This window comes from Salinisphaera sp. S4-8 (assembly GCF_040361235.1).
Classification (GTDB): Bacteria; Pseudomonadota; Gammaproteobacteria; order Nevskiales; family Salinisphaeraceae; genus Salinisphaera.
In genome coordinates this window covers 252,784-269,977 of sequence record NZ_APNF01000004.1, presented here as the reverse complement: position 1 = coordinate 269,977, position 17,194 = coordinate 252,784, and the positions used below count along the sequence as shown (strand labels likewise).

General features: G+C 64.3%; 14 protein-coding genes. 9 read left to right on the top strand and 5 right to left on the bottom strand.

What is annotated here, in order from left to right:
* The first annotated feature begins 15 nt into the window (after positions 1-15).
* The 7 genes from S4A8_RS08080 (at position 16) to S4A8_RS08050 (ending at position 7,925) form a co-directional block, all read left to right on the top strand.
* Positions 16-1,413 carry an NAD(P)(+) transhydrogenase (Re/Si-specific) subunit beta gene (locus S4A8_RS08080; protein ID WP_353219765.1) on the top strand — a complete coding sequence of 466 codons (1,398 nt, stop codon included), beginning with the start codon at positions 16-18 and terminating at the stop codon, positions 1,411-1,413.
* Positions 1,414-1,495: 82 nt separating this feature from the next.
* The gene (locus S4A8_RS08075) at positions 1,496-2,077 is read left to right on the top strand and encodes an NUDIX hydrolase (protein ID WP_353219764.1); all 582 of its coding nucleotides are present in this window, start codon (positions 1,496-1,498) and stop codon (positions 2,075-2,077) included.
* Entirely contained in the window at positions 2,074-2,349 is a 276-nt protein-coding gene (locus tag S4A8_RS08070; RefSeq protein WP_353219763.1) for a hypothetical protein, read from the top strand. Before S4A8_RS08075 ends, S4A8_RS08070 begins: the two co-directional genes overlap by 4 nt.
* Complete coding sequence (locus tag S4A8_RS08065; RefSeq protein WP_353219762.1) at positions 2,349-4,547, top strand: primosomal protein N'; 2,199 nt, start codon at positions 2,349-2,351, stop codon at positions 4,545-4,547. The genes S4A8_RS08070 and S4A8_RS08065 overlap by 1 nt, the downstream gene beginning before the upstream one ends.
* 56 nt (positions 4,548-4,603) lie before the next feature.
* The gene (locus S4A8_RS08060; protein ID WP_353219761.1) at positions 4,604-5,482 is read left to right on the top strand and encodes a hypothetical protein; all 879 of its coding nucleotides are present in this window, start codon (positions 4,604-4,606) and stop codon (positions 5,480-5,482) included.
* Between the two features lie 38 nt (positions 5,483-5,520).
* On the top strand, positions 5,521-7,188 hold the full coding sequence (gene argS, locus S4A8_RS08055; RefSeq protein ID WP_502950720.1) for an arginine--tRNA ligase: 1,668 nt from the start codon (positions 5,521-5,523) through the stop codon (positions 7,186-7,188).
* Entirely contained in the window at positions 7,188-7,925 is a 738-nt protein-coding gene (locus S4A8_RS08050; RefSeq protein ID WP_353219760.1) for an SPOR domain-containing protein, read from the top strand. Before argS ends, S4A8_RS08050 begins: the two co-directional genes overlap by 1 nt.
* An 18-nt stretch (positions 7,926-7,943) precedes the next feature.
* Here the strand turns inward: S4A8_RS08050 and S4A8_RS08045 are convergent, their stop codons facing one another.
* The 3 genes from S4A8_RS08045 to uvrD all read right to left on the bottom strand — a co-directional run bounded on the left by S4A8_RS08045 (position 7,944) and on the right by uvrD (position 12,381).
* Positions 7,944-9,098, bottom strand: a complete 1,155-nt coding sequence (locus S4A8_RS08045; protein ID WP_353219759.1) for a transporter substrate-binding domain-containing protein — start codon at positions 9,096-9,098, stop codon at positions 7,944-7,946.
* 25 nt (positions 9,099-9,123) lie between these two features.
* Positions 9,124-10,068 carry a DUF3187 family protein gene (locus tag S4A8_RS08040; RefSeq protein WP_353219758.1) on the bottom strand — a complete coding sequence of 315 codons (945 nt, stop codon included), beginning with the start codon at positions 10,066-10,068 and terminating at the stop codon, positions 9,124-9,126.
* Between the two features lie 153 nt (positions 10,069-10,221).
* A complete protein-coding gene (gene uvrD, locus S4A8_RS08035) occupies positions 10,222-12,381 on the bottom strand; it encodes a DNA helicase II (protein ID WP_353219757.1) in 2,160 nt (719 codons plus the stop codon).
* A gap of 136 nt (positions 12,382-12,517) precedes the next feature.
* Between uvrD and S4A8_RS08030 the strand changes: the two genes are divergently transcribed.
* The gene (locus S4A8_RS08030; protein WP_353175499.1) at positions 12,518-13,285 is read left to right on the top strand and encodes a M48 family metallopeptidase; all 768 of its coding nucleotides are present in this window, start codon (positions 12,518-12,520) and stop codon (positions 13,283-13,285) included.
* A 193-nt stretch (positions 13,286-13,478) separates the two neighbouring features.
* The gene (gene rbp, locus S4A8_RS08025; RefSeq protein WP_006914093.1) at positions 13,479-13,751 is read left to right on the top strand and encodes an RNA-binding regulator; all 273 of its coding nucleotides are present in this window, start codon (positions 13,479-13,481) and stop codon (positions 13,749-13,751) included.
* An 84-nt stretch (positions 13,752-13,835) separates the two neighbouring features.
* Here rbp and S4A8_RS08020 read toward each other — a convergent pair whose 3' ends face one another.
* Complete coding sequence (locus S4A8_RS08020; RefSeq protein WP_353219756.1) at positions 13,836-15,674, bottom strand: alkaline phosphatase D family protein; 1,839 nt, start codon at positions 15,672-15,674, stop codon at positions 13,836-13,838.
* Positions 15,671-17,113, bottom strand: coding sequence for an alkaline phosphatase PhoX (locus S4A8_RS08015; RefSeq protein ID WP_353219755.1), 1,443 nt, complete (start codon positions 17,111-17,113; stop codon positions 15,671-15,673). Before S4A8_RS08015 ends, S4A8_RS08020 begins: the two co-directional genes overlap by 4 nt.
* Positions 17,114-17,194 lie beyond the last annotated feature (81 nt).

Sequence of the window (17,194 nt, the reverse complement as noted above, 5' to 3'; positions counted from 1 at the left end):
AAAAGGTTACCGAATATGAGTTTCTGGGAATTTACCGTAGACGCGAGTTATTTCATCGCGGCCGTACTGTTCATCATCGGCCTCAAGCGCATGGGCTCGCCCAAGACCGCCAAGAGCGGCATCAAGTGGGCCGGCATCGGCATGGCGCTGGCCACCGTGGTCACGCTCTGGCATCCGGCCATGGAAGCGGGCTTCTTCCGCTACGTGCTGATGATTCTCGCCATCGTCATCGGCGGCGCGGGCGCCTGGTATACCGGCAAGAAGGTCGAAATGACCGCCATGCCGCAGATGGTCGCACTCTATAACGGCATGGGCGGCGGCGCGGCTGCGGCCATCGCGCTGGTGGAGATGTATTCCGGCAGCGCCTTCGACCACGGCGCGACCGTGCTCACGCTGGCCGTGATCGGCGCGCTCATTGGTGGCGTGTCCTTCTCCGGTTCGCTGATTGCCTGGGCCAAGCTCGAAGGCAAGATGAAAAAGACCATCCGCCTGCCCGGCCAGCAGCTGATCAATGGCAGCGTTGCCGCGATCACCGTGATTCTGGGTATTGCCATCATCGCCTCCGATGGCAGCGCGCCCGTGCTGGTCACGCTGTTCTTCCTGCTGTCGCTGGCCTTCGGCGTGCTGCTGACCAACCCGATCGGCGGCGCCGACATGCCGGTGGTCATCTCCATGTACAACGCCTTCACCGGCCTAGCCGTGGCGTTCGAGGGCTTCGTGCTCGGCAACGCGGCGATGATCATCGCCGGTACCGTGGTAGGCGCGGCCGGTACGCTGCTCACGCTGCTCATGGCCAACGGCATGAACCGTTCGATCTCGAACGTGCTGTTCGCCGGCTTCGGCGTGGACGACGGCGCCCAGGCCGACGGCCCGGAAGGCGAGATGAAATCGGTCGAGGCTTTCGACGCCGCTGCTTCGTTCGCCTATTCCGACAGCCTGATCATCGTGCCCGGCTACGGTCTGGCCGTGGCCCAGGCCCAGCACAAGCTCTGGGAATTCGTGCAGATGCTGGAAAAAGAGCACGACGTGGACGTCAAGTTCGCCATCCATCCGGTGGCAGGCCGTATGCCGGGCCACATGAACGTGCTGCTGGCCGAGGCCGGCGTGCCCTACGACAAGATCTTCGATCTGGAAGAGATCAACGCCGAGTTCCCGAACGCGGACGCGGCGCTGGTCATCGGCGCGAACGACGTGGTCAACCCGGCCGCGCGTACCGACGAATCCAGCCCGATCTACGGCATGCCGATTCTCGACGTCGACAAGGCCCGCGAGGTCTACGTCGTCAAGCGCGGCAAGGGCACCGGCTTCTCCGGCGTACAGAACGCTCTGTTCTTCGGCGACAACACCCGCATGGTGTTCGGCGACGCGAAGCAGGTCTGTACGGATCTGGCCAACGGCCTCAAGCAGCTCTAGAAGCGCTGCCCGGGTCGCAGGAAAAAGCCGCCTCCGGGCGGCTTTTTTCATGGCCACGATCGGCAGCGGTTAAGCTTGTCGCATGCACGAACTCGCCCCTCTCGCCCACGCCCTGGCCGGCTACACGCCACGCCGTCTGCGTTTTCGCCGCCGGCTCAAGCGCGCTGCGGTCGCCGTGATCCTGCGCGAAAGCCGGCAGGGTGTGGACGTATTGCTTGCCGTGCGTGCGCAACGCGAGGGCGACCCCTGGTCGGGCGATATGGCTTTTCCCGGTGGACGCGTCGACGGCGTGGACGAAGCCAGCGCCTCGCGCGCGGCCTGTCGCGAAACCGCCGAGGAAGTGGGACTGACCATCGGCCGCGACGACGGAATCGGCCGCCTGAACGACCGCCTCACACTCGATCACCGCCGGCGCGCGCCGATGGTGGTGTCGCCGTTCGTCTACCGGCTGGCCCACCCGGACGAGCCAGTCCTCAACCACGAAATCGCCGCCACGCGCTGGCTCGCGCTCGCCTGGCTCGACGAGCCGTCCAATCGCCAGACGATGCACTGGCCGATCGGACATGTGCGCATCCCCATGCCCTGCTACCACTGCGGCGACGGCCAACGCCTTTGGGGCCTGACCCTGGCCATGCTCGACGAACTGCGCACGCTCACGCGATGAGCGCGATCTTCTCCACAGCCCGCGCCTTGCGCAGCCGGCCCGTGCACGCTGGCCTGGCCGCTGCCGAAAAAGGTTTATCCACATATACACAGGACGCAAAAGATCGCGTAATTGATTTTGCTGCAGCGCACATTAACTCGGAATTTCCCCAAACCACTGATATAGAACGAATTAATATCGAAATCTGGGCCGGAACTCGGTATTTGTATAACCTGCGCGCATCCGTTCGAAAAATTCATCCACGATTTTATCCACAGGCTGTAAACCCTTGATGGCCGGCCAGGAAATCGCGCCGATCCTGCGGGTTGCGGTGCCCGTCCCTTTATACGGGGGCTTCGATTATCTCGATCTCGACGCCGACGCCACGACGCCAGTCGGCAGTCGCGTGCTGGTTCGTTTCGGCCGCCGGCGACTGGTCGGCGTGGTCCTCGAAAGCGGGGTGGACAGCGACCTGCCCCGCGCGCGCCTGCGCCCGATCGACGCCCGCCTGGACGACGCGCCCGTGTTCGATGCGTCATTGTTGGGCCTGCTGCGCTGGGCTGCGCGCTATTACCATCACCCGATCGGCGAAGCCCTGGCGACGGCACTGCCGGTCGCGCTGCGGCGGGCCAGAACCGACCAGACGCCCAACCGTCATCGCGGCTGGCAGGCCCTCGCCGCGACGGATGAAAACGCGCCGCCGGCCCATGCCAGACGCCAGCACGAACTGCTCGCGGCCATCCGCGCCGGCGGGCACCCGGTGGCGCATTCGCATCTGCTCGCGCGCTTCGGCGCGATTCATGCGCCGCTCAAGGCTCTCGAACGCCGCGGACTGATCCTGGCCGTGGATCTGCCCGGCGCCCTCGAACAAGGCAGCGCCGGTCCTGCACCGGCATTGACCGCGCTACAGCAGCAGGCCATCGAACGGCTCAACGAACGCAGCCACGGCTTTAATCCGACCCTGCTGGAAGGCGTGACCGGTAGCGGCAAGACCGAAGTCTATTGCCGCCAGATGGCCGATGCCCTGGCTGCCGGCCGGCAGGTGCTGTTTCTTGCCCCCGAGATCGGGCTCACCCCGCAGCTGATCGAGCGCCTGCGCACGCGCTTCGATGCCCGCATTGGCGTGCTGCACTCGCAGCGCAGCGATGGCGAACGCGCCGATGTCTGGCGCGCTGCGCGCGCGGGCGATGCCGATATCGTCATCGGCACGCGCTCGGCGGTATTCACACCCATGCCACGGCTGGGCCTGATCGTGGTCGATGAAGAACACGACGGCTCCTACAAGCAACAGGACGGCTTTCGTTATCACGCCCGCGATGTCGCTCTGCGCCGTGCCCAGCAGGCCGATATTCCGATCGTGCTCGGCAGCGCCACACCCGCGCTGGAAAGCCTGTACAACGCCGATCAGGGCCGGTTCGGCCACGTCACGCTGCCCGAGCGCGCCACCGGCGCGGCGCTACCGCCCGTGCGGGTGATCGATATCCGCTCGCGACCGCTGCTGGGCGGATTGTCCGACCCGATGCTCGCGCATATCGAACGCCACCTCACCGCGGGCAACCAGGTGATGGTGTTCATCAACCGCCGCGGCTATGCGCCGGCGTTGTCCTGCCACGACTGCGGCTGGATTGCGCCCTGTGCGCGCTGCGATGCGCCGCTGACGCTGCATGGCGGCGGCGCGCGCCTGCAATGCCACCACTGCGGTGCCCACGAAAGCACGCCCGCGTGCTGCCCGAGCTGTGGCTCGAAACAGCTGGTCGCGCTCGGCGTGGGTACCGAACGCGTGGCCGGCGCGCTGCGCAGCGGTTTCCCCGACGTGCGCCTGGCCCGCTTCGATCGCGACAGCGTGGCGCGCAAGGGCCAGCTGGAAAGCCAGCTCGCCGACGTTGCCAGTGGCACCACGCAACTGCTGGTGGGCACCCAGATGCTCGCCAAGGGCCACGACTTCGCCCGTCTGACCTGTGTCGCGGTACTCGATGTCGACGGCGGGCTGTTTTCGGCGGATTTCCGGGCCGCCGAGCATATGGCCCAGTTGGTGACCCAGGTCGCCGGGCGCGCCGGACGCGCCGATCTGGCCGGTGAGGTCTGGTTACAGACCCGCCATCCCGAGCATCCGCTGCTGCATCGCCTGCTCACCGACGGTTACGACGGATTTGCCCGGGCAGCCCTGGCCGAACGCCGCGAAGCCGCGTTGCCGCCATTCGGCCATCTTGCCCTGCTGCGCGCCGAGGCCCACGACATGCAGTCCCCGCAGGCGTTTCTGGAACAGGCCGCGGCCACCATCCGCGTCGACGACCAGATCGCCTGCTGGGGTCCGGTGCCCGCGCCCATGCAGCGTCGAGCCGGGCGCTTTCGTGCCCATCTGCTTCTGCATGCCAGCCATCGCGCCCGTCTGCATCCGGCGCTCGACCACTGGCAACGCGTGCTTGGCGAGCTGCCGGGCGCCAAGCGTGTGCGCTGGTCGATCGATGTCGATCCGCAGGATCTGCTCTGACCGGCACCACGGACAATATGCGAAAGTTCATACGATCGGGCCGATAGGACAGCGATATGAACCACGCCGAACACCCCAGCGCCGGCAACCCCCGCGTATCGCTGACCGGCTATGCCACGGCCAGCGCCTGGGCGCATTTCGGCTTCGAATATGCCAACTGGTTCGACAGCCGGCGCGGACGGGCGCTGTTCTTGCCCATGCACTACGGCTGTCGCGCCCTGCGCCCGATCGCGCCGGCCGCAGGAGCGTTCAGCGAAAGCCTGTACTGGCGTCATCGCTGGTTTTCTGCCTGGGCCGAAGCCCAGGCGCCGGATCTGGCGATCGAGATCGGCGCCGGCCTGTCCACACGCGGTATCGCCCACGCACGCAAGCATCCCGACATGCACTGGGTCGACTACGACCTGGCCGATATGGTGGCCGCGCGTCGCGCTCGTCTGGCCAAGCACGACGTGCCGGGCAACTACACACTCGAGGTGGGCGATCTGCTCGACCCTGGGCTGGGTGGTGCGCTGCGCACGAGCGCCGATGCCCGGGTGATCGCGATGACCGAAGGGGTGACCGATTATCTCGATCACGCCGAAAAACGCCGCGCCTGGCGCGCGATCGCCGAACTGCTTGCGCGCCTGGGCGGCGGACGCTATCTGCTGGAGGTGCATCCGCGCGAGCGCATCGACACATTCGGCATGCCGGGCCGGCTGCTGTTCGATGCGCTACGACGTATCAGCGGGCGCGATCTGCGCGAACAGCTGTGTGCGAATACAGACGAAGCCATCGCCATGCTCGAAGACTGCGGGTTTACCCGCGCACGCGTGCTGCCCGAAGACGAGCTGGTGGATGCGGCGCACGCGCCCGCACCCGCGCATCGGGCCTTCGTGCTGATCGAAGCGTGTATCCAGCCGGGGCCAGACGTGGCCCGGCGTGAGCGCGCGCGTTAGACTGCGCGGTCATTCTCGCGACCGCTATCGAAAACACCGTGAAACGTCTCGTTCAGGACCTGCTTGCCGACGCCGTTACCCGCGCCTGGCCCGATATCGACACCCCCGATACGCCCCATGTGGAGCGTACCCGCGACGCCGCCCACGGCGATTTCGCCAGCAATATCGCGATGACGCTCACCAAGACGCTGCGCCGCAACCCGCGCGAGATCGCCCAGACCATCGTCGATACCCTGGCCGACGACGCGCGCATCGCCCAGGTGGAAATCGCCGGCCCGGGCTTCATCAACTTCTTTATTGCCTCGGCGGCGTTTCGGGCGGTAATCGACGACGTACTGGCCGCCGGCGAGCACTACGGCCATAGCGAAGCCGGCGCCGGCCAGCAGGTGCTCATCGAGTTCGTCTCGGCGAATCCGACCGGACCGCTGCATGTCGGCCATGGCCGCCAGGCGGCGATCGGCGATTGTCTGGCCCGGCTGTACGAGGCCTCGGGCTGGCAGGTCACGCGCGAGTTCTATTACAACGATGCCGGCAACCAGATCGAAATGCTGGCCCGCTCGGTCGCGGCCCGCTGTGCCGGTCTGAGCCCGGATGATGCCGACTGGCCCGAGGGCGGTTATCGCGGCGAATACCTGGCGGACCTGGCGGCGGCCTATCTGCGCGGCGATACCGTGGTCGCCGACGACCGCGAAGTCACCGGCGCGGCCGACCCGCAGGATATGGCCGCGATGCGCGAATTCGCCGTGGCCTATCTGCGCCGCGAACAGGATCAGGACCTGCGGGCCTTTGGCGTGGTGTTCGACAACTATGCGCTGGAATCGGCGCTGTATGCCGACGGCCGCGTCGAGGCCACGGTCCAGGCGCTGATCGATGCCGGCCATACCTATGAAGCCGATGGCGCGTTGTGGCTCAAGACCACCGACTACGGTGACGACAAAGACCGCGTGATGCGTAAAAGCGAGGGCGGCTATACGTATTTCGTGCCCGATGTCGCCTATCACCGAGGCAAATGGGAACGCGGCTTTCGGCATGCCATCAATATTCAGGGCGCCGATCACCACGGCACGATCGCACGTGTACGCGCCGGCCTGCAGGCGCTGAATATCGGCATCCCGCAGGGCTGGCCCTCCTATGTGCTGCATCAGATGGTCGCGGTCATGCGCGGCGGCGAAGAGGTCAAGCTTTCCAAGCGCGCCGGCTCCTATGTCACGGTCCGTGATCTGATCGACGAAGTCGGCCGTGATGCCACACGCTACTTCCTGGTTGCGCGCAAGCCGGATGCCCAGCAGACCTTCGATATCGACCTGGCCCGCAGCCAGTCCGAAGACAACCCGGTCTACTACATTCAGTACGCCCATGCGCGTATCTGCAGCGTCAACGGCCAGCTGGCCGAGCGCGGCCTGGCCTACCGCCGCGACGAAGCCGACTTTGCGCGCCTGGATAGCCCCCACGAACAACGCCTGATCACCGCGATTTCGCGCTTTCCCGAGCTCATCGAAAACGCCGCGGCGGATTTCGCGCCGCAGGCCGTGGCTCATTATCTGCGCGATCTGGCCGATGCCTTTCATAGTTACTACAACGCCCAGCAGTTCCTCGTCGACGACGCGGCCCTGCGCAATGCCCGCCTGGCGCTGGTGTTCGCCACCCGACAGGTGCTGGTCAACGGGCTCAAGCTGTTGGGCGTGAGCGCTCCGGAGCAGATGTAATGGCACGCGATTATTCCGGCCGCCCCGGCAACTCCTCGTCGAACGGTGGCAAGCGCAAACCCACCCGTCGCAAGCCGGCCGCCCGGCCGACGCCGACCAAGCGCGCCAAAAGCGGTGGGCCGCCCGGCTGGGTGTGGATGATCTGCGGGCTGTGTATCGGCCTGACCGTCGCTGCGGTGTTCTATATCTTCGCCCGCCCCGGCGGCGATCTCGCCCGCGAACAGATCCAGATCGCCACGCCCGAAAAAGCCCGCAGCGAAGACGTATCGAAACAGACCAAGGCCGCCGAAGCGGCCGCGAGCGAACCCGAGGCCGAAGAGGAAGAACCGCGGTTTTCCTTCTACAAGATGCTGCCGAACTACGAGGTGGTGATTCCGGAAGAAGAATATCCGGAGAAGAAAAAACACGCGGGCTCCTCGGGCCATGGTTCACATAGCGCGGCCGAGGCCGAACAGCCGGCGTCCAAACCGCAGCCCACCACGCCCAAGGTCGAGGAACCGGGCCGTTACATTATCCAGGCCGGCTCGTTCTCGACGCCGGCCGATGCCGAACGACGCAAGGCCGAGCTGGGCCTGCTGGGGCTGGCCGCCAAGACGGTCGAAGTCGACCTGCCCTCGGGCAAGACGGTCTATCGCGTTCAGAGCAATACCATCAGCTCGTCGAGCGAACTCAACAACATGCTCAAACGCCTGCGCGAAAACCGTATCGATACGCTGGTCATGCGCGCCAAGGACTAATCCGCGCGGGCTGGCGCCCTAGGGCTGCTGGCCCAGATATTCGGTCAGCGTGTCGCGCCAGGCATCCGTGGCCAGATATTCGAGAATCGCACGGTTGATCGGCTCGCGCAGATCGCTGCCCTGGGGCAGGGCAAAGGCATAATCCTGGCGATCGAAGATGGATTCGAGCACGGTCAGCGTGCCGGCATATTCGTTCATCACCCGATAGTTGAGTAGCGGCGCATCGTAGACCACGGCGTCGATCTGCCCGTCGGTCAGCGCGGCTAGGCCGTCTTCGAGTTCGGTCCGCGTGCTGAAAGCGATGCCCCGATCGCGCAAGGCATCGGCCGCAGCAGAATTGGCCACCGTGACCACGCGCGCATTGGCCAGATCCTGAACGCTTTTGATGCCCGACGACAGGCGATCCACGGTCAACGAGGTCGCGATCGCAGCCGTGAAGCTGGAAATGATGATGATCGCGGCGAACATCCAGACCAGACCGACCAGCCGGCCGCCGAGCGTTTTGGGCGCCTTGTCGCCATAGCCGACCGTGGTCATGGTGACCGCCGCCCACCAGAAGCCGCTGCCCAGGCCCTGGGCGGTACTGCCACCGAATTCCTCGGCATTGGCCCGGCGCTCGAACAGCCAGATGATCACGCCCACCGCCAACAACACGATGGCGAGTGCGGCAAGCGCGGTGAAGAACTGCCAGGAAAAGAAGCGTCGCATGGTCGCCCAAACGGCGCTGCCGTCGCTGGCCGGCACCGCGATCGCCAGGCCCGTGGAATAGAACGGATAGGAGAAATCGATATGGGCTTCGCGGGGCGCGGTGACCGTGAGCGCGGCCACCGACAGATCCAGCCCGCCATCCTCCAACCCCGTAAACAAGCTCGCCAGATCGCTGGGTACATAGTCGTATTCGATACCCAGGCGCTCGGCAACGGCTTCCCAGAGCACGATACTCACGCCGGAAAACCGCCCGTCGCCACGTTCCACCACGAACGGCGGCGCGGTCTTGGTGCCCACGCGCAGGCGCACGCCGCGCTCGGCGGCCGGCATGGCCGCGGCCGCCAGGTCCGCATCGGCGGACGGCGCATCGGCCGGCTGGGCGAGCGCCGGCGAGGCGGCCAGAAAAAGCCCGACAATACCCAGCCAGACCAGCGCCCGCCACGCCGAAAAATAACGATTATTCATCAATCCCCCACTTGCCGGGGGCGCATCAGAAGGCGTGGCGCAGCCCCAGCAGAAAACTGACATCCGGCGACGCGCCGGTGTTCAGGTCTTCGATAATCGCAAATTCCAGCTGCGAGCGCTCGCTCAGGCGCCAGTCGAAACCCAGTGCACCAGACACGGCGGTGCCGTCGAGGGCCTCGATATCGGTATCGTCATAGAACGCGCTATGGGCATAGGCTTGAACTTCGACCACGAAGGTCGGCGCCAGCGCATAACCGAGCGTGGCCCAGCCGAAGGCAACTTCCTGGACGCGCTGGTCTTCGAGCACGTCGCCTTTGCCCGAATACAGCCCGCCCGCGCCAGCCAGCATGCGCCAACGCGAGGTACCGTTCTGGTTATTGCCCACGGTGGCCCACAACGACACGTCGGCCGCGCCGCTGCCGGTCAAGCGGTCGGCATCACCCGTGGGCAGCTTGAGCTCGCCGGCCACGGCCATGCCCCAGTCGCCCATGCCGGCCAGGCGTTTTTTCAGGCCGAGACGGACATCGCCGATGCCCGAAGGCGAATCGCTGACATCGAGTGCGACACGGCCATCCCGCTGGTAGCGAAACGTCTGGCGATCGTGCGGGGCACCCGAACGCCCGCCATCGGCAAAGCCGAAGACATCATGAAAATCGTCGATGAAGCCGTCGGCAAAGCCGCCGCTGTGATCGACGAAGGGAATTTCGACCGTCGCCTGCCAGTCGTTGGCCAGCCCACGCTCGAAAACGACGGCCGCGCGCGTGGTTTCGCCATCGAACAACAGGCTTTCGTTACCGCTTTGCTGCTCGTTGAAGTGGCTGGTGTAGTCGATGCGCAGCCCGGCATGCCAGGCCCTGGGCTCGGCTACGGTATAGCCGTCGGCACGCGGCAGACCATAAACCGCCACCGTGGGCGATTGATCGGAAAACGCCAGCGGCTGCGGCGCAAACCGGTCGTTATCCTGAGCCATGCCGGGCACAGCCCATGCCGCTGCCGAAGCAGCCATCAGCCAGCTAGCCGCCACGCCCCCAATACGACAACCCCCCATCGCGTTCCCCTATTTATTACACGATTTGTTACACGCTTCGATGCGTGTCTTTTGTTCAGTGCGACCGATTTCCGATCATACCGGGTCGAGTTTGGCATAGCCGGCGATCAGCCACTTGCTACCCACGCCATCGAAATTCACCTGAATACGCGCACGCGCGCCATCGCCCTCGAAGGCCAGCACCGTGCCCTGGCCGAATTTCTTGTGGGATACCCGCTGGCCGAGCGACAGCCCGGCCGCGCGCTGTTCGGATTTGGCAATGCTGCCCGGGCGAAACACCGGCTGGCTGATGCCGGCCTGCGGGCGCACTTCGCGCAGAAAATCCGCCGGAATCTCACGCAGAAAACGCGACGGCGCACACAGATTTTCCGAGCCGTGCAGGCGGCGCACCTCGGCATGCGAGATATGCAGTTTCTCCATTGCCCGGGTCATGCCGACATAGCACAGGCGGCGTTCTTCCTCGAGGCCGTTATCGTCGTCGACCGAGCGCTGGTGTGGAAACAGCCCTTCTTCGAGGCCGACCATGAACACCAGCGGAAACTCCAGGCCCTTGGCCGAGTGCAGGGTCATCAACTGCACGGATTCGTCCCACTCGCCGGCCTGGTTCTCGCCGGCTTCCAGCGAGGCATAGGCCAGAAACTGGGTGATTTCGTCCATGGTGTCGTCGTCATCGGCCGTATAGGCACGCGCGGCCGACACCAGTTCGTCGAGGTTTTCCTTGCGCCCTTCGGCTTTTTCGTCGCCACCCTTGCCGTGGTGCGCCTTGAGGTCGGTGGCCGTGATCACCTTTTCGGCGATTTCGTGCAGGGCCATGCCTTCGATCTCGGCGTCCAGCGTATCGATGAGTTCGATGAACGCCATCACCATCTTGCCGGCCCGGGCCGGCAGCCCGTTCTCGGCCAGATCGAACGCGGCCTGCCACAGGCTCATCGCGCCGGCGCGGGCATGGCTGCGGATCTTGTCGACCGTGGTCGCGCCAATGCCACGCGTCGGCGTGTTGACGATACGCTCGAAGGCGGCATCGTCGGCCCGGGACTGCAGCAGCCGCATATAGGCCAATGCGTCCTTGATCTCGGCGCGCTCGAAGAACTTCTGGCCGCCATAGATGCGATAGGAAATCTCGGCCGCAATCAGCCGTTCCTCGAGCACGCGCGACTGGGCATTGGAGCGATACAGAATCGCGATATCCGAGCGCTTGCCGCCGTCGGCGATCCAGTTCTGGATGCGGGTGACGACATGCTGGGCCTCGTCGTACTCGTTGAAGGCCGCATAGACGTCGATTGGCTCGCCATCGGCGCCGGCGGTCCACAACTCCTTGCCCAGCCGGGTGAGATTGTGGCCAATCAGACCGTTGGCCGCGCCCAGGATCGTGCCGGTGGAGCGATAGTTCTGCTCCAGGCGCACGGTGGCGGTGTCCTTGAAGTCTTCCTCGAAGCGCAGGATGTTATCCACCCGCGCGCCGCGCCAGGAATAGATGGACTGATCGTCGTCGCCGACGATGAACACCTTGCCGCTGTCGCCGGCCAGCAGGCGAATCCACGCATATTGCAGCGCGTTCGTATCCTGGAATTCGTCGACCAGGATATGGCTGAAACGCCGCCGGTAGTGCGCCAGCAGGTCGGCGTTGTCGCGACAGGTCTCATAGGCGCGCAGCAGCAGCTCGGGAAAATCGACCAGGCCGGCGGATTCGCGCGCGTTTTCGTAGGCCTGATAGACCCGAATCATCTGGCTACGTGCGTAGTCGCCGGTATCGGCCAGATCGCGCGGGCGCTCGGCGGCCTCCTTGCAGCTGTTGATGAAGCCCTGCATCTGGCGCGGCGGCCAGCGCTGTTCGTCCATTTCCAGATTCTTGAGCGTACGCCGCACCAGACGGTACTGGTCGTCCGAATCGATGATCTGAAACGCCTGCGGCAGCTTGGCTTCCTTGAAATGCAGCCGCAGCAACCGATGAGCGATGCCATGAAACGTGCCTACCCACAGCGCGCGCGCAGGTACGCGCAGCATCGGCTCGAGGCGGGCGCGCATCTCGCCGGCGGCCTTGTTGGTAAAGGTCACCGCCAGTATCGACTGCGGGGATACGCCCTCGACGCCGATCAGCCAGGCGATACGGTGAATCAGTACCCGGGTCTTGCCGGACCCCGCGCCGGCAAGTACGCGCATATGCCCCGGCGGCGCGCCTACGGCTTCACGCTGGGCTTCGTTGAGAGAGTCGAGAATCGTCGATACATCGTCCATGGCGCGCATTGTAACCAATGCACCGGTGCGCCCGGCCCGGTATTCATGGACGCGCAAGCTCGTCGCGATAGAATCGTCATCTACGGGACACGAGTCATTGGCGCTTTCACGCGCCGCCTTCGGGAGAAAGTCGATCATGCGTCGAATCTATGTCGCTTCACTGCTGCTATTGCTCGCCGCCTGTGCGACATCGCCAACCGGGCGCAACCAGCTCAAGCTCTTTTCGGAAGAAAAGATCGCGCAAATGGGCGTTCAGAGCTACCAGCAGATGAAGCAGGAAGAACCGATCGACACCAGCACCGCCGATAATCGCTATGTGAAATGCGTGGCCAACGCGATCACCCGCGTAACCGGCGGCGACTGGGAAGTCACCGTGTTCAAGGACGACCAGGTCAACGCCTTCGCGCTGCCCGGCGGCAAGATCGGTGTCTATTCCGGCCTGCTCGATGTCGCCAAGACCGACGATCAGCTCGCCGCGGTCATCGGCCACGAAGTCGGCCACGTGCTGGCCGACCACGGTAACGAGCGCGTCTCGCAACAGGCTGCCACCCAGGGCGGTCTGCAGGTGGTATCGGCTTTTCTCGGCGGCTCCGGCAGCGGCGGCAACCAGGCAGTGATGTCCGCGCTCGGCCTGGGCGCCCAGGTCGGTATTCTGCTGCCGTTTTCACGCACCCAGGAAAGCGAGGCCGACACCATCGGGCTGGAACTCATGGCCCGGGCCGGCTTCGATCCACGCGAGTCGGTCGCGCTATGGCAGAACATGGCCGCCGCCGGCGGCGAAAAGCCGGCCGAGTTCATGTCGACCCATCCCTCCAACCAGAGCCGGATCAACAATCTGCAGAGCCATATGAACCAGGCCATGCAGCTGTATCGTCAGGCGCCGAACAAGCCGAATTGCAGCTAAGTCAGCGCACTTTTACGGTGCGGCCACAGCGCTTGAATTTTTTTCCCGCTTGAGCTATTGCAAGCGACGAAAAATATGTAGACTCGGAGTTCATACGGCTTTGGCCGTTCTCCGTTGGTCTTAGTTTGGTGTCGTTGACGAGTCCGTACGGTTTTTCAGAAATAATGACACGGTATCGCTAGGATCAGTCGAGATGAATATTTACGTGGGCAATCTGTCGTGGAACACCAATGACGACGAACTGCGGGGCGCTTTCGAAGCGTTCGGCGAAGTTTCGTCGGCCAAGGTGATCATGGACCGCGAGACGGGCCGTTCGCGCGGCTTCGGTTTCGTGGAAATGCCGGACGACAACGATGCCAAACAGGCCATCGAAGGCATGAACAACAAGGATCTCGGTGGTCGCACCCTGCGTGTGAACGAAGCGCGTCCGCGCGACGATCGCCCCCGCGGTCCGCGTCGCTTCTAGGCCTTAACGCCGCGAACGACAAGAAAAAAGCCGCCTCTATGGGCGGCTTTTTTTTGACCGGTCGTCGGGCCGCCCGGTCGCGGGTTACGCCGACGCCAACGCAGTCTGTGGTGAAGCTTCGCGAACCACGGGCTCGAGGGCGTCGTTGCGTGCCTCGGCGGTACCGATACTTTGCGCCAGATCTGCGGTCGCGGTTTCGCCGGTGCTGGCCGTGCGCTGTTCCTGCAGGCGATTGTCGCCGCTGACGGTCACGAAAGAAGTCGCAAAGCGCTCGCTGGCGTCGCGCTCGGCGATGGTATTTACATACCAGAATTCGCCTTGCAGCCGTTCGGCCGTGATATCGAGCAGTACATAGCCATGATTGGCCAGATCCACATATTTCATATGCGGATTGAGCAGCCGCAACGAATCGCGCAACGGCTGTAGCTCGGGTAAACCAGAAGACGTTACCGACGGCGACACGAACTCCACGGCCCGCGCGCCTTCGCCCGTGATCGGGTTGTAGACGAGCGGATTGTTCGGATCTTCGCTGACATCCTGGGCCCAGGATGTGTGGATATCCCCGGCCAGCACCGCCACATTGTTGAGCCCCTGAATACGAATCTGGTCGATCACCCGGCCACGCGCCGCGGGATAGCCGTCCCATTGATCCACATTGAGCGCGATACCGCCCTCGGTGAGCAGCGACAGCTTGTCGCTGAGCGCGGGCAGTAATTCCAGGTCGATCAGCCTGGGCAAACCCAGGCGTAACGGCATGAACATGACCTGCTGGCCGATGAGCTTCCATTGCGCCACCGAACGGGTGAGTTCGGTCGTCAGCCACGCCTCCTGTTCAAAGCCCAGCAGCGTGCGCCGCTCGTCGTAGATAGTCGAACTGTCGAGCGGGCTCGATGCCTGCTGATCGCGACCGATCAGGCGCGTATCGAGCATGATCAAATCGACCAGATTGCCCCAGCTAAAGCGTCGATAGATCCGCTCGGGGCGTTCCGGCTCGACCGCGCGTATCGGCAGCCATTCGTAATACGCCTGGATCGAACGCGCCTTGCGCGACACCCAGTCCCCCTCCGTATCGGGCTGGTGGTTTTCGGCCCCGTCTTTCCAGCTGTCGTTGGTCGATTCGTGATCGTCCCAGACCACGATCATCGGATGCGCGCCGTGCAACGCCTGCAGGTCCGGGTCGCGCTTGTACTGGGCATGGCGCATGCGGTAATCAGCGAGCGTCACAATCTCGTGATCCGGCGCGTGCGCCCGACCCAGCTCGCCAGCACTGCCGTATTCGTAAATATAGTCGCCCAGGTGCAGTACGAGGTCGATATCCGCGTGCGTGGCCATGGCCGCGTAGACGTTGAAATATCCGTCCGGATACTGCGAACAGGAGGTAAAGGCGATTCGGGCGCGTTCGATCGGGCCGACCGGCGCGGTGCGGGTACGCCCGACCGGAGACACCGTGCCGTTGGCGATAAAACGATAGAAATAGGTCGTGCCCGGCACGAGTCGGTTGCGATCGATCTTGACCGTATAATCGCGGCGGGCGTCGGTTCGGAAGTCGTCTTCAACGACGATATCGGAAAGCGATTCATCACGGGCCACGACATAACGCCCGCCGATCGGCAGGTCATCGCTTTTGTCTTGCGGCGTCACCCGGGTCCAGAGTACGACCGCATCGGTGAGCGGGTCGCCGCTGGCCACGCCATGTTCGAAACGAACCACCGCGTCGCTGATCGCCGGCATGCCGGGATCGGCGCTGCCCTCATCGTTCCTGTCGTCCTTGTCGTCGCTTGTGTTGCGCAGATCGACGCTGCCGTCGTCGTGGCAAGCGGCCAGCCACGGCGTAATCGCCAGGCTGGAACCGGCCAGGCCGGCCCGGCGCAGAAACCCACGGCGCGACGCCGAATGCCCGGCGGGCTTGCGTGGGCCACTCATGTCGAGGTCTGCGGGTCGAAAAAACGCTGGCCGTCGATGCCGCGTATTTCGTAGGTGATACCGAAACCGCCATCGCTATCGTCGCCATCGACATTACGACGCCCGCGCTGGCTGGAAAAATACAAACGACTGCCATCGGGCGAGAAAGCCGGCCCGGTGATCTCGGAATCCGGCTGATTGACCACTTGCACCAGCGGCAGAATGTCGCGCTCGGCGGTAATCGCCACGATCTGCATATCGCCGCCATCTTCGGCAACCAGAATATCGCCAAGCGGCGAAATGGTGACGTTATCCACCCCCGTGAGCACGGGCTCGTCGAACAGGGCGTCGTCGTAGATGATTTCGATGAAACCGTCGGCCGTATCGTAGGCCCAGACACGGTTATCACCCTTGGTGGTGAAGAACACGATCCCGTCGTGATACCAGATGCCTTCGCCGCCATCGAAGACACTGGCCTGTTCGACCTGCTGGCGGGTCGGCGTATTGCCCGGAATGATCGTGAAGGCGGTATTGACCACGGCATCGATCAGCCCGCCAACGAGCGGCAGCTCGCCCAGCTCGCCAGCCAGGTTTTCGACTTCGGTGAGCAGCGCGGTCGGTGGATTGGGTTGTGGCACGTCGTGCCACACGATCGCACGGCGGGTCATGGGGTCATCGCCCACGAGTTCCGCGATCTGTAGCGTGCCTGAATCCAGCGACGGATAGGCATCGCAGACGAACCGATAGAAACCGCCCTGCGGATCGTCCTCGGTCATATAGACGATGCCGGCGTTGGGGTCGATGGTCGCGGCTTCATGATTGAACGTACCCAGCGCCGGTTTCTTGTTGGACAGTGCGTCGGTCGCGCCCGCCCCGGTCGGGTCGCATTCATAGACACTACCGGCTTCGTACTCCTCGCAGGTCAGCCATGGGCCCCAGGGCGTCGGACCGCCGGCGCAATTGAGGATGGTGCCGATCTGGATCGCATAGGCATCCACGATCTCGCCGTTGGCATCGAAACGAAGCGCCCCCACGCCGCCCGGCACGAACTCGCTGTTGGAGACATAGACCCAGCCGCCATCGTCCATGCGAAAGGTCGCACCGCCGTCGGGATAGGTATGCCAGAGATAGGGCGAACCGGCATAGGGGCGTTGTCCCGCCGTGGCGACCACCCGGGAAACAAAGCCCGGTGGCAGGCGTACCCCGTTTTCGTCAGCCGCGCCGAGCGCCCCAAGCCGACTGATCGGCGAGCCCGTGCTATCGCCGCCGTCCGGCATGCCGGGGCGCACGGTTCCCCCACCGCCCGAGCCCTGGCCGGAACTGAGAGAAACCGACGCGTCGCCGTCGTTACACCCACTCAACAAGCTCCCGGTGACCAGTAATCCGGCACCGCTGAGGCTTTGCAACAACAACCGCCGACGCACGGGATCGTGCGCGCGCGGCGCAGAACGCTTGACCATGTCGTACCCCCAACAAACGCAAGAGTGCGTTCTCGAAGGCTAGTCTCGAACCATGACCGTATTGTGAAACACGATCTTTTC

Bases quoted from the DNA above. Each gene is read 5' to 3' on its own strand.
- S4A8_RS08050 (WP_353219760.1), top strand. From the start codon at position 7,188: ATGGCACGCGATTATTCCGGCCGCCCCGGCAACTCCTCGTCGAACGGT.
- S4A8_RS08015 (WP_353219755.1), bottom strand. From the start codon at position 17,113: ATGGTCAAGCGTTCTGCGCCGCGCGCGCACGATCCCGTGCGTCGGCGG.
- S4A8_RS08030 (WP_353175499.1), top strand. From the start codon at position 12,518: ATGCGTCGAATCTATGTCGCTTCACTGCTGCTATTGCTCGCCGCCTGT.
- S4A8_RS08080 (WP_353219765.1), top strand. From the start codon at position 16: ATGAGTTTCTGGGAATTTACCGTAGACGCGAGTTATTTCATCGCGGCC.
- S4A8_RS08060 (WP_353219761.1), top strand. From the start codon at position 4,604: ATGAACCACGCCGAACACCCCAGCGCCGGCAACCCCCGCGTATCGCTG.
- S4A8_RS08065 (WP_353219762.1), top strand. From the start codon at position 2,349: ATGGCCGGCCAGGAAATCGCGCCGATCCTGCGGGTTGCGGTGCCCGTC.
- rbp (WP_006914093.1), top strand. From the start codon at position 13,479: ATGAATATTTACGTGGGCAATCTGTCGTGGAACACCAATGACGACGAA.
- S4A8_RS08075 (WP_353219764.1), top strand. From the start codon at position 1,496: ATGCACGAACTCGCCCCTCTCGCCCACGCCCTGGCCGGCTACACGCCA.
- S4A8_RS08070 (WP_353219763.1), top strand. From the start codon at position 2,074: ATGAGCGCGATCTTCTCCACAGCCCGCGCCTTGCGCAGCCGGCCCGTG.
- uvrD (WP_353219757.1), bottom strand. From the start codon at position 12,381: ATGGACGATGTATCGACGATTCTCGACTCTCTCAACGAAGCCCAGCGT.
- S4A8_RS08020 (WP_353219756.1), bottom strand. From the start codon at position 15,674: ATGAGTGGCCCACGCAAGCCCGCCGGGCATTCGGCGTCGCGCCGTGGG.
- S4A8_RS08040 (WP_353219758.1), bottom strand. From the start codon at position 10,068: ATGGCTCAGGATAACGACCGGTTTGCGCCGCAGCCGCTGGCGTTTTCC.
- S4A8_RS08045 (WP_353219759.1), bottom strand. From the start codon at position 9,098: ATGAATAATCGTTATTTTTCGGCGTGGCGGGCGCTGGTCTGGCTGGGT.